This window comes from Nostoc sp. KVJ3, from assembly GCF_026127265.1.
In the GTDB taxonomy this organism is placed as follows: domain Bacteria; phylum Cyanobacteriota; class Cyanobacteriia; order Cyanobacteriales; family Nostocaceae; genus Nostoc.
This window is the reverse complement of record NZ_WWFG01000001.1, coordinates 3,147,027-3,160,053: the sequence shown is the minus strand read 5'-3', so window position 1 is coordinate 3,160,053 and position 13,027 is coordinate 3,147,027. Positions and strand designations below refer to the sequence as shown.

Annotated in this window: 10 protein-coding genes; 3 read left to right on the top strand and 7 right to left on the bottom strand. The window is 42.1% G+C overall.

The features are described 5' to 3' along the window. Nucleotides 1-401: 401 nt before the first annotated feature. The 3 genes from GTQ43_RS12360 to ppsA all read right to left on the bottom strand — a co-directional run bounded on the left by GTQ43_RS12360 (nucleotide 402) and on the right by ppsA (nucleotide 5,048). Nucleotides 402-1,898 (bottom strand): dolichyl-phosphate-mannose--protein mannosyltransferase, encoded by a 1,497-nt coding sequence (locus GTQ43_RS12360; protein WP_265273747.1) that lies wholly within the window; start codon nucleotides 1,896-1,898, stop codon nucleotides 402-404. 140 nt (nucleotides 1,899-2,038) lie between these two features. Beyond that, complete coding sequence (locus tag GTQ43_RS12355; RefSeq protein ID WP_265272903.1) at nucleotides 2,039-2,398, bottom strand: XisI protein; 360 nt, start codon at nucleotides 2,396-2,398, stop codon at nucleotides 2,039-2,041. A gap of 148 nt (nucleotides 2,399-2,546) precedes the next feature. Continuing rightward, entirely contained in the window at nucleotides 2,547-5,048 is a 2,502-nt protein-coding gene (gene ppsA, locus GTQ43_RS12350) for a phosphoenolpyruvate synthase (protein ID WP_265272901.1), read from the bottom strand. A gap of 188 nt (nucleotides 5,049-5,236) precedes the next feature. Here ppsA and GTQ43_RS12345 point away from each other — a divergent pair, with 188 nt between their 5' ends. Further along, complete coding sequence (locus GTQ43_RS12345; protein WP_265272900.1) at nucleotides 5,237-5,641, top strand: hypothetical protein; 405 nt, start codon at nucleotides 5,237-5,239, stop codon at nucleotides 5,639-5,641. A 105-nt stretch (nucleotides 5,642-5,746) separates the two neighbouring features. On the opposite strand, the gene GTQ43_RS12340 is transcribed toward GTQ43_RS12345, so the two are convergent. From GTQ43_RS12340 to GTQ43_RS12325, 4 genes are all read right to left on the bottom strand, one after another. After that, nucleotides 5,747-6,931 (bottom strand): anion transporter, encoded by a 1,185-nt coding sequence (locus GTQ43_RS12340; protein ID WP_265272899.1) that lies wholly within the window; start codon nucleotides 6,929-6,931, stop codon nucleotides 5,747-5,749. 4 nt (nucleotides 6,932-6,935) lie between these two features. Further along, on the bottom strand, nucleotides 6,936-8,216 hold the full coding sequence (locus GTQ43_RS12335) for an MFS transporter (protein WP_265272898.1): 1,281 nt from the start codon (nucleotides 8,214-8,216) through the stop codon (nucleotides 6,936-6,938). A gap of 162 nt (nucleotides 8,217-8,378) precedes the next feature. Then, nucleotides 8,379-9,026, bottom strand: a complete 648-nt coding sequence (locus GTQ43_RS12330; protein WP_265272897.1) for a response regulator transcription factor — start codon at nucleotides 9,024-9,026, stop codon at nucleotides 8,379-8,381. A gap of 236 nt (nucleotides 9,027-9,262) precedes the next feature. Next, entirely contained in the window at nucleotides 9,263-10,477 is a 1,215-nt protein-coding gene (locus GTQ43_RS12325) for a sensor histidine kinase (protein ID WP_265272896.1), read from the bottom strand. A 577-nt stretch (nucleotides 10,478-11,054) separates the two neighbouring features. Between GTQ43_RS12325 and GTQ43_RS12320 the strand changes: the two genes are divergently transcribed. Beyond that, nucleotides 11,055-11,444, top strand: a complete 390-nt coding sequence (locus GTQ43_RS12320; RefSeq protein ID WP_265272895.1) for a hypothetical protein — start codon at nucleotides 11,055-11,057, stop codon at nucleotides 11,442-11,444. A gap of 121 nt (nucleotides 11,445-11,565) precedes the next feature. Next, nucleotides 11,566-12,846, top strand: coding sequence for a S41 family peptidase (locus tag GTQ43_RS12315; protein ID WP_265272894.1), 1,281 nt, complete (start codon nucleotides 11,566-11,568; stop codon nucleotides 12,844-12,846). The last annotated feature ends 181 nt before the right edge of the window (nucleotides 12,847-13,027 follow it).

Sequence of the window (13,027 nt, the reverse complement as noted above, 5' to 3'; positions counted from 1 at the left end):
AAATATGCCAGTTGCGTATGTATATTTATAGGACTTACGCAAAAACTCTCTGAAACTCTTATTTCTTTGTGTCCTTTGCGGTTCGTTTTTTCATGATTTTGCGTAAGTCCTGATTCATTACAGCAGATTGCGAGTTGGTGAGGTACAAAAATACCCCACCCTAACCCTCCCCTTATAAAGGGGAGGGAACTAGATTTCTTTTTCCCCCCTTTATAAGGGGGGTAATTCACCGTAGCCCCAAGCAGTACTTCATTTACTTGCAAAGTGCTGTAAATATCTGATTTGTAAGTATAAATATTTAGGACTTACGCAAAAGGACACGTTGTAGGGGCAATTCATGAATTGCCCGTACCGTCAATGTTTTAAATATTGTCCGCAAGCTTGTACTATACCCTCTTTAATCAGATCCAAGAGTTAAACCACATTCGCAGCTTATAACCGTCAGGAGAGAGGGGTAAACCTAAATAAATAGGCATCCAGAAAATAAAAGCAGCGAGAATAATAAAAGTAATGGTGACACCTAGCACCCGGAGTTGTTGATAATAACTGCGAAGACACTGATCGACAAACCAAGCGATCGCTAAAAATACAAACACTAATGCACACATATAATGGTATATAAAAGCGCACCTCGTTACCTCTACCCAGGGCGCTAAGTTGGCAGTATAATTTATTACTAAATACAGACCAATCCAAGTATCAACACTCAGAGTTGTAGGCACAGAAAAACGCTTTTCCTTCACCCAAGGAATTATTGTCTGTGATACCAGCATCCCTACTAAAAACAATATGGCAGCGACACCAAACCACCATAAAAAGGGATTGCCCATTGCATGGACATCATAAATAACTTTTCCAGTACCGGCAGGTAAAGGTGGCCCCATTACAGGTAATGGTTCGGTGATACTCTCAGCCGTTTGATAATAATATGCCATTGGTCGAGTCATCAAAGGCCATTTGTACCAGGCAGCACAATAAGGATGTACGTTAGGACTATTACCACCTAGCTGTAAGTGAAATTTCAAAATTTGCCGATGTACTTCTATAAATCCATAAGTTTTATCTAACTGAAGGTGAGGAATCCAGATGATGCTGTAGATAGAAGCTGGGATAATTCCTAGATAAAATAACATCTGGAAAATATTTAGCTGAGTCAAGTTTTGTAGTGGTGTCTGAGATAAGGGAAATGCTAGGGATGGGGGAGAATAAGTACTAACTCCTCCCTCCTCTATTCTGCTTTCTAGCTCCTCTCCTGCCTCTTTCAAAAAGAGTTTGGAGTTAGAAAAAGAATGGATTCCTCGAATTATCCAAGCTGCTAGCCAAATGAGATAAGCACCCGATAGAAACCATAAACCATTCCACTTAGTACCAACTGAAGCACCAAAAGCAATGCCAGCAAAAACTAACCAAAATGAACGTCGCCGATTGTGGTTCTCTAATGCCAATAATAAAAACCAATGCCCTAATAAACCAAAGATGACGATATAAATATTACTTAAAGCATAGCGAGATTCAACTAGAAAGATGCCATCACAAGCTGTAAACAAACCTGCTATGATTGCAAAGCTACGGCGATAACTCAACTGATAAGCGATCGCAGCCACAACTAAAGGAATAAATGAGCCGGTGAGGGCATTTAACCACCGATAAGTCCAAGGCGATCGCATTGAACCTGTCAGCCCATTTACGGTATCGTGCCAAAAGGGAATGTGACTACCAATCCAAATGCCAATGCCGATTATATATTGACTGAGGGGCGGATGAGCATTAAAAAATGGTGTATGCGTGAGATAATTATTACCAAATTTGGCAAAGTAAACTTCATCAAATACCAGAGTGTTGAATCGCTCCAGTCCCCAAAACCGTAAGGCGAGTGAGAGGATAAATATACCCAACATCCCAATTCGGAACCATTTTTTGGTTATTGGGTATTGGGTATGGGGCATGGGGTACGGGGCATTGGGCATGGGATAATAATCAGCAGAATATAGCGATCGCTATATTACAGTCAGCGATCCAGAAGTTCAACTATTGTTGGTTATGCGATCGCAAATTCGGAATTTTTCCGCAGTTCTTCAGAACGGAATCCTAATACAATCTGATCCTTTGCCACACCAGCGCTCACCAGTTCCGTTGCTAGTCCATCTTCAGTGCCATCACGTTGAATCCAAATTTTGCCATCAATAATATCAATGTGAATCAGACAGCCATGAACGCGGCGTGTTGCAGTTACAGAAAGTTCAGGCACTGGTTCTCGACCAAGAATCATCACCAAATATCGATCCTGTTCTTTATCAAAAATAGTTTCATGCTGAATATCACCGTAAGAGTAAGGAATTTTCGTGTGTTCAGTAAGAATGGTGCAAATTATCTGTCTGTATTGTTCCAGAGTATCCATCGGACTATAACCTCTCGCTTTGGATTGAAAACGATCAGGGGAATTTTGTAGTCTTCCAATATAAGTTTACCAAGCGGTTCTTCCTCAAAAATAGCGCATTCTTTAAGTTCTCGTGGTAACGGTCTCTAGCTGGCATAAATTACTCGAATTACGAATTATTACCCTCAGCTTTTGCCACTTCTAGCATTGTCTTTAAAACCGAATCTGGATTCAGACTGATTGAATCAATTCCCTGTTCAACTAAAAACTGAGCAAATTCTGGATAGTCGCTGGGTGCTTGTCCACAAATGCCGATTTTGCGATCGCATTTTTTCGCCGCTTCTATGGCCATTTTTACCATTCGTTTAACCGCTGGACTGCGTTCATCAAACAATCTCGCTACCAATGCCGAATCCCTATCTATCCCTAGCGTCAGTTGAGTTAAATCATTTGAACCAATGGAGAAGCCATCAAATACCTCAGCAAATTCCTCAGCCAGAATCACATTACTCGGCAACTCACACATCACATAAACCTGTAAGCCGTCAACACCCTGCTTTAAACCATTTTTTGCCATCTCTGTCAAAACCAACCGCCCCTCATCAGGAGTTCGACAAAAAGGAATCATCGGAATAACATTTGTTAAACCCATCTCTTCCCGTACCCGTTTAAGGGCATGACATTCTAAAGCAAAAGCTTCTCTGTAGCCTTCATCATAGTAACGCGCCGCTCCTCGCCAACCTAACATCGGGTTTTCTTCATTTGGTTCAAACTGTCGCCCACCTAATAAATTGGCATATTCATTACTTTTGAAATCTGACATTCTAACAATTACTGGTTTGGGATAAAATGCCGCCGCAATTCGACCTATCCCTTGAGCTAATTTATCTACAAAATATTGAGGTTTATCGTCATAAAGTGAGGTAATATCAGCAATTTTAGCTTTGACAAATTCATCTTTTAATAATTCATAATGAATCAGCGCCATTGGATGAATTTGGATTTGGTTAGCAATGATAAATTCTGTCCTTGCTAAACCTACGCCATCGTTAGGAATTGCCGATAAACTTAATGCTTCTTGGGGATTACCCACATTCATTAAAATTTGAGTATGAGTACGCGGTAAGTTTTCTAAAGGAACTTCTTCAACTTCAAAAGGTAATAAACCTGCATAAACTTTTCCTTCTTCTCCTTCGGCGCAAGAAATTGTCACCTCTTGACCAGGTTTCAAAATTTCTGTAGCATTGCCACATCCCACGATCGCAGGTACACCCAATTCTCGCGCAATAATTGCGGCATGGCATGTTCTACCACCAGAGTTGGTGACAATTGCACTGGCGCGTTTCATAATTGGTTCCCAATCGGGGTCAGTTCTTTCTGTCACCAAAACTTCCCCAGGTTGAAACTGTTCGAGTTTTTGAACATCTAAAATTAGGCGGGCTTTCCCTTGACTAATCGCTTCTCCAATTGCACTTCCCGTAACCAGGGGAATTGGGGATTGGGAATCAGCGAGTGAGGAGTGGGAAGATTTTTCCCCATTCCCGATTCCCCATTCCCGATTCCCCAATACCAAGCGATAACTCCGCAGCACATTTCCTGTCTTCTGCGACTGGACGGTTTCGGGACGCGCTTGCACAATAAAAAGTTGGTTAGTAATTCCATCTTTTGCCCACTCAATATCCATTGGAGTGAAAATACCGTGGACTTGAGAATAATGATCTTCAATTAAACACGCCCAAGTTCCTAGTTGTAAAATCTCTTCATCACTCAGGGCGAACTTGCCTCTGTCGCTGGGCGAAACGGACACATTTTTCGTAAATTTAGAACCGTCATCATAAATCATTTTCAGTTCTTTGCTGCCCAATTTTTTATCGATAATTGGGCGGAAACCAGCTTTTAAAGTTGGTTTAAAAACATAATATTCATCGGGATTTACAGACCCTTGGACAACGTTTTCACCTAAACCATAAGCGGCTGTAATCAGTGCTGCATCCTTAAATCCGGTTTCTGTGTCAATGGAGAACATCACCCCAGAGGTTGCTAAGTCAGAGCGCACCATTTTTTGCACACCAACGGCAAGGGCAATGCTAAAGTGGTCAAATCCCTTAGTGTGGCGATAAGAAATAGCGCGGTCAGTAAATATGGAAGCAAAGCATTTATGACAAGCTGCTAAAACCCCTTCAGCACCAACAACGTTGAGGTAAGTTTCTTGCTGTCCGGCAAAACTAGCATCCGGTAAGTCTTCAGCGGTGGCACTAGAACGGACTGCCACATCTGTCTCTGCATGGTATTGTTCGCAAAGATTATGGTAGGCTGTAGCGATCGCCTCTCGCAATTCTATAGGAAATGGGGTGTGGATTAATAGCGATCGCGCTTTTTTTCCCCGTTCGCGTAAATTTTTGACATCCTCAACATCCAAGTCGGCAAAGAGTTTGCGTAACTTTGCTTCTAACCCGGCTGATTGGATGAAATGACGATAAGCATAAGCAGTAGTAGCAAATCCGGTAGGAACGTTAATCCCTTTAGGCGTTAGCTGTTGAATCATTTCGCCCAGTGAGGCATTTTTACCCCCAACTAAAGGGATATCAGCAATACCAACTTCATCAAACCACAAGATTAGCGATCGTTCTTGGGCAGATGGAGATAAAGTGCTTTTAGATACTGTAGTCATAAATATTACCTTTTAAGTTTATAATTTGTAAGTGCGTAACCGTTTGCATATCTTTCCCATATTCAATTTTAGATTTTTCATTCTGTCGTGTAACTTTAAATTTAGCGATTAAATACAACGCTATAGTCAATAAAAGTTAACAATTATTTAGGCTAATAGGTGTATTAGAATACTGGATGTAATAAATAATGGCGCAACTAGAACGACTGCTGAAAATGGCAGAAGATGAGTTAACTGAGTACAGCACTGATGCCCGCAAAATGGAAAAACTACGCCGTAAAATAGGTTTAACAGTTTCGGCGGCTGAACAGCGACAAGTTAAAGAAGCATTATTAGCTAATAAGAAATCTAATCTAGTTACTCAAATTGTGGAAGAACAAAGACAAACGGTAGCCTTACCATTTTGGGGAATTGCTGGATTGGGTTTGTTATTCGGAATTTCTTTAAATCAACCGTTCTGTTTGTTAGCAGCTATAGTTGGGACTGTATCAGCTTACAGAATTCAGAAATGGGGTTGGCAATTACAGGCAAGGAGCTTATTGTTACAAACATTGGAAGATATTGAAATGCGTATTGTGCAACCCAATAATTGACACTTTGCTGTCTCAAAACATAGTAATTCTACTTTCACAAACTCACAATTTCCTTACCAGCGTCCCTGGTGTAATTTGTTGAAGGTTACAAAGTGGCCCATGACTCTAAATCCAAAAATAGGTAAGTACCAAGGTGATAGCAGTTAGCGGTAGCCCAAATCGCAAATGTTCCCCAAAAGTAAGCCGATATCCCTGTTTGGCAACAGCTTCCGCCACAATTAAGTTTGCCACTGAACCCAGCAAAGTGAGATTTCCCGCCAGTGTTGAAGCTGCTGCTAGTAGTAGCCAAGTGCGGGTGTCGGGATGGGGAATTAGGTGATGTAGTAACAATACAGCCGGCACATTTGACACTAGATTTGATAGCAATGCCGTTATCCCCAAAATGCTCAAGGGATCGTGGACAAAACGAGAAAGCCATCCCAAAGAACCGAGTTTTTGCACACCCTCGGTAAGGATGAACAGTCCACAAAACATTAATAGCAAATCCCAGTCTACCTTTTGTAAAATTCGCTCTGGTTTGAGTCGGCGCGTTACCAGTAATAATCCGGCAGCAATTAAGGTAACTTCAGCAGTAGGAATTCCGATTAAAAATGCTACCAGTAATCCACTGGTAATTAATAGACTTTTAACTAACAGTGGCTTAAGAACATGGTAACGGGGTGGTTTGACTTTTAAGTAAGGGCGGAGCGATCGCACTTCGGGATATAACCACCACAATAAACCTACCTGAATTGTCAAACAGATCAACGCAAGTGGTGTTAAGGCTTTGGCAAATTCCAGATAACTAATGCCAGAGAAGGAACCGATCAAGATATTTTGCGGATTACCGCTCAAAGTGGCAACGGAACCGAGGTTAGTTGCACCTGCCAGCGCTAGCAAATAGGGAATAGGTTTAAGCTTGAGTAACTGGGTAATACCAACTACCAGAGGTGTCAAAATTAGGGCGATTGTATCATTAAGAAAAAGGGCTGAGAGAATACCACTGCCAAAAGTTAACACCACCAGTAACCCGAATGGGCTGTGAATGCGGCGGATTGTATAATCAAGGGCAAGCTGGAAAAAACCAGAAGCGGCGAGATTGGCGCTGATTACCATCATCCCAAATAGAAAAATTAGTGTTTTGTAGTCGATCGCGCCCCACGCCGTAGGCAAATCTAGTACCCCCAATGCCATCAAAAAGGCAGCACCAACAATGGCGATCGTCGCCCGATTCATTCGCAATCCGGGCAAGTAACCTAGCCCTAACCCGATGTAGGTGATAATAATCACGAGATATCGCAAAACTACCATTGCTCTATTCCCTAAACGTCGCAAGCCCCGATTTAGAGCTTACTGGATAGGCTGTAGATTTAGTTTCGGGCATGAAAAACCAGAAGAAAATTAAGGCAACTGTTGCGATCGCTGCCATAGTCAAAAAGCTAGCATTGTAGCCAGCAGATTTCGCAACAAAACCAGCCAAGGAATTACTGAGGGATGCACCAATACCAACAGCAGTTCCAATTGCTCCCTGTGCCAGATTAAAGTGTCCGGTTCCCTTAGTCAAATCGGCAATCACCAAAAGCTGCATCACCCCAAAAATTCCTCCGCCAACCCCATCTAATAATTGCACTGATACCAGAAAGAAAGGATTATCGCTGAGGGTATACAGCACGGCACGAATCGGTAACACCAGAAATGCGATCAGAAAAATAGGTTTACGTTGATCTTTACTCGCCCGTCCCCCAACCAAAATTCCCAAGGGAATCATCACTAATTGAGCAGTGACAATACAGGCAGACATAAATAACGTTGGACTAGCGCCTTGATGGTGAGCCAGTACCTCACCGACCAAGGGTAACATGGCAGCGTTGGCAAAGTGGAACAACACTGCACAGATGGCAAAAATCAGGAGACGGCGATCGCTCAATAGGGTTGTAAACTTAGAAACATTAACTTTTTCTTTCCCATCTTCTTGTATCTCTTTGCTTTCTTGCTCGTCACCCCCTCTTGCTAACCGATAATTAATATCCTGTTTGCGAATCTTGAAAGCGCAGACAATCACTGCAACTGACATCAGCGCCATAAAGTAGAAGATAGCTGCCTGAGCCACAAAATGACCGATTAATCCTGCCAGCATTGCTGCTGCGACATTTCCAGAAGAACTGAGAGTTTGGTTGCGCCCAAGGCGATATTCAATACCCCCTCGTCCTACCAATCCTAGAGAAATTGCAGCGATCGTTGGGCCAAAAAATGCTCCAGCAATGGCGCAGAAGGATTGAGATATTGTAATTACGGGGAATGATGGGATCGTAACGGTGGCAATTGAACTGATGCCAATTAACACAGCAGCGATAATAATTAGCGATCGCTTCTGGCGTAACCGATCGACTAATCCTCCAATCGGTGTTTGAGCAATTACCCCTGTCAATCCTGAAATCGTCATTACCAATCCCACCTGAGAGGGGTTCCAATGCAGACTTGAAGTTAGATAAACCACTAGAAACGGGCCGACACCGCCCTGAATATCTGCTAAAAATACATTTAACCAATCGAGTGCTTTTAGACTTCCTTGATGCTTCACCGAACGAGTAACCATATCTTTGCTTGCTACAAAACTTCATAAAGTTGGGTTATGCAACTTTATGTGCAAAAAGCGTGCCATTCGGCTGAGGAAAGACTTTACAGCAGTTTTCAGGTAAATACACATCAAGCGTATCCAGCACTGCTAATACCAATTCTGTATGAAGATACGCTAAAGCTATTTAAGTCCACCAAATAACGAATGGGCAAATAAAGCGGCTTGAGTGCGATCGCGCAAACTCAACCGACTCAGAATACTGGTAACGTAATTCTTAACAGTGTTTTCTGAAAGAAAGAGTGATTCAGCAATTTCACGATTATTAGCTCCAGAAGCAATTAACCGCAATACATCCAATTCTCTAGGTGTGAGTTGCGACAATTCCGGTGGAGGTTCTACAGACGGCACAGGTGCGGCAATCGGCGTAAGTGCTTTCTCAAACAATCCCGGGCCGAGTAGGGTTTGTCCCTTGTATACAGAGCGAATTGCCAACATCAGTTCATCAGGTTCAGTATCCTTGAGCAAATATCCCTTTGCACCCAGCCGCATCGCCTGGTAAACATACTCATCATCATTGAAGGTAGTGAGGACGAGAACCTTAATGTGAGGATATTGTTGAGCGATCGCTTTTGTTGTCGCAACTCCATCCATTACGGGCATCCGAACATCCATCAGGACAATATCGGGTTGTAGTATGGAAATCTGTTCGAGTGCGCGTTGCCCATTTTCTGCCTCACCAATTACCTGCATCTCTGCATTAGACTCAAGCATACTCTTAAGTCCCTGGCGAATCAGATGCTGATCGTCAACTAATAAAATCCTAATCATAAGACCTCGCGGTATGTGGGAAACTCAGTCACTTTAGTACTGACAGCGTTGCGACACAGGCGGCTTTAACCGCATTGAATCTTGGTTTAATTGCAAATGACGGAGTGGGCAACTAGCTAGGCATTCCAGGGTGTCGTGACTCAAAAAACGTAGTCAAGTTTTGACTTAGACTGGTCAGTACAGCTTGTTTGATTTCTCTTACAAGCTCAGTGGCTTTAGCCCTGAGTTACTGACAGCTAAAATAACAGCTTTGATAGTGGTAAAGAAACAGAAATACAGCAACCTGTTCCAAGTTTACTCTCAAGATGCAACTGAGCGCCCAGTGCAACCGCTCGTTCTCGCATCCCTTGCAACCCAAAGCCGGTTGTATTTTGAGTGGGGTTAAATCCTTTGCCATTATCTTCAATAGACAGATGAATCATCCCAGTGTGAGCCAGTAATCCCACACTAACACTTGTCGCCTGAGCGTGTTTGCAAATATTTGTCAGCGATTCTTGCACAATCCGGTAAAGGGCCGTGTTTACTTCTGTTGGTAAAGTGTACGGCAGATCAATTTTACAGTATGGTTCAATACCTGTAGTTTGCTCAAAATCTGTCAATAGTTTTTCAATGGCTGATTTCAGAGATTGCCCTTGTAAAGGATTTGAACGTAAAACAGAAAGCGATCGCCGAATTTCCAACAGCGCCTCAGCCCCCAATTCCTTTGCTTGCTTGAGAAATGTTAATGCTTTGTCATTATTTGATTCCCAGAACAACAGGGTATTATTAATCTGAATAGTTTGGGCAACTAGAGTATGTCCTAAGCCATCATGAATTTCACGGGCAATTCGATTGCGTTCTTGTAAGGTTGCCTGATCTTCAATTCGTAGCGCATACTGACACAATTGTTGATTAGTAATCTCTAATTGTTGATGGGTAATTTCTAACTGCTCTCGACTTTGGCGTTCTGCAAGTAGGGCATTAATTAGTAATAAAGCGAATACTAACGTTAAGCTAAACAATAATATATTACTTAATCGCCAATCCCAAGACATGGCAATTATATCTCGCCTAAAATTCTCAGGTACAATCGGTCTTGATAAGAGCAGTGTTGCATAAGTGAGCAGAGATAAAACCAAGACAAACAACTGTCCCGATCGCTTAAATATGAGAGAACTCCGCATCACCAATACCAAACACAGCAGGAAAACGGAACGACTAGATAAGCTATGTTGAGTCGTTGGCAGCAAAATTAAAACGAATTCCAGGGCTGTATAAAGTAATTTTGTTTCCAGCTTTACCATTGGTAGCCTCAAGCCCATCAAGCTGAAAGTGGCGACTACCAAAACTCGTAGCAGGAAAGACGAGGACAAATCAAAGGGTAGCAGAACTTCCATGAACATTGCTGTAGCTAATAACAGCCACTCTAAGTAAAGCAACAGACGAAATGATGGGTAAGTCAAGCGAATCATAGAACTGCTCCAACTCAACGGCCTTTGTGACAAAACCATAGGTATTTTCACAATTTTAGAGGGAATATAGTTAAACAACACATCAGTCCTTTTGAAATTGCAAAGCACGAGTGGGCAAGAAATTCTTAACTACGAATTTTAGATTTTAGATTTTAGGGTTTATGTGTGCCCCTTCTAGTCGAAATAAATTTAAAAGACGCTCTCTACAAGACGCTTTGCGTAGCTTGCTTCGACCTAGTAATGTGCGTATAGATGAATTGCTCCTACAGTATGTAGGTTTACGTAAGTCCGAAATTACTGGACTTTTTGAAAAAATCGCAGAGTTGGAGGCGGTGATCATGAAACTATCCTTCCTATATAACGAATCTGTCTCTAGAAACGGTAGAGCAATTCTGACTGATTAACTATTTATAAATTAGGATAAAAGTCATGCTCACTTGAGTACTTTTTTCCTGGTTAGGTTAGGAATTATAGTTCATGCATAAACCTATCTTAACTTCTAAGATTAGCAGATGTGAGCAAGGCAGCAATTTTTCAAAAGTTTTCAACTGACATCCAACACAAAACCAAGAAGTAAATGATTAAAAAACAGATAATTTTACCAACTCTTCTATTTGCAACTATCCTGATTGCAGGAATGACAGGTTGCAGCAATTCTAAGTCTCCAGATGTATCTCAAGGGGACAATTCTGGTGGAACAAAGGTGTCTGATACCAACACCTCTCCGACAAGTTCTCCCGGAGCGAATGCACCGGAACGCGCCGAAAAGCGCGAAGCAGTTCGCAAGCAAATTGAAGCAGTTCTAACCCAAGATCAGGTAAAGGAATTGTCAACAAAATTGCAACAAGGTGAAAGAATGCGTAAAGCAGTATTGAGCCTAAATTTAACGGCTGAACAAAAGACTAAAATCCAGGATATTTTTAAGACTGCTTATCCCCACAGAAAAGGACAATCTGATAACTCGTAATTACTATTGCATAAGGGTTTTGTGGTTCTCATACTCTGCATGGGAACCCGATACAGTAGGGTATTTAGCCACTTAACTTCAAATATTGCTGAATTCGGAATTCTTCTTTAAGAGTTAAACTATGCTTAAACAAAAATTGATCGTCAAGATAGAACTCGCACTCATCGCAGCAATCTTGACAGGGTGTAGTCTCTACGCTTCCAAAGCTTTAGGTAAAACCCAACCTAGCCCCCAAAAACTGGTGGATGAAGTGTGGCAAATCCTAGATAAAAATTATGTTGATGTTAGCTTTAATCATCAAGATTGGAAAGCAATTCGACAGCAATATCTTAGCCGCTCCTATAGTTCTAAGAAAGAGGCTTATGGCGCGATTCAAGAAATGGTGGCTAAATTAGGCGATCGCTACACCGAGTTTTACGACCCCCAAGAATTTAAAGCCCTAAATAGCGATCTTTCTGGTAACGTCACTGGTGTAGGGCTGGAACTGGGAGAGAATGAAAAAACTAAAGCCTTAACCGTTATCGCCCCGATTCAAGGTACACCTGCTTTTAAAGCGGGTATTTTGCCGGGTGATTTAATTGTCCAGATTAACGGTGAAATAACTCAGGGAATGAAAATTGAGGATGCGGTTAAGCGAATTGTGGGCCCGGTGGGAACCAAGGTAGTACTCACGATTCAACGGGGTAGCCAATCGCAAACTTTTAAACTTACCCGCGCTAATATTGCAATCCATCCTGTGACTTATAACGCTCAAACAATACCAGCCGGTAAAATTGGTTACATCCAGTTGCCACAATTTACAGAAACGGCTCCCCAAGAGATGCATCGAGCAATTGAAGCATTAGAAAAACAGCAGGTGCAGGGCTACGTTTTGGATTTGCGTTCCGATCCGGGCGGGTTGCTGGATGCGAGTTTGGAAATTGCCAGTATGTGGTTGAAGCAAGGAGCGATCGTATCTTTGGTAAATCGAGATCAAGTTAAAGATAGCTACAATGCGACGGGACATCCTCTAACCAACAAACCCTTAGTGATATTGGTGGATAAAGGATCTGCCAGCGCTAGCGAAATTCTAGCAGGAGCGCTGCAAGATGACAATCGCGCCACCTTAGTCGGGACTTACACCTTTGGTAAGGGTTTAGTTCAATCTGTAGAGCCTCTAGAGGATGGTTCGGCGCTGAAACTAACGATCGCTAAATACTACACACCAAAAGGTCGAGATATCAATCATGTTGGCATTGCACCAGATATTACTGTGGCGTTAACCGAGGCACAACAGCAAGCGTTAGTAGAAAACCGAACCTTGGGAACATTAGCCGATCCTCAGTATGCTAGCGCTGTTGCAGACTTGAGCAAATTGATTCAGTCTGGAGCTAATCATCTGAGTTTACAGCGTGGAAAATAAGTATCCGGTTACTTTTGACAATATCTACTATAGGATTCCTATTTGATTTTTGCGTGTCATCCGCCCCATTAAGGAACTGACAAATAAAAAAACATCCCAAATTTTCTTATGGGACAGGTGATTTTTTGGAAATCTCTAACGTGTTTGTAGTAAGGACTTCAATCCTTGATTTTTAAGCACT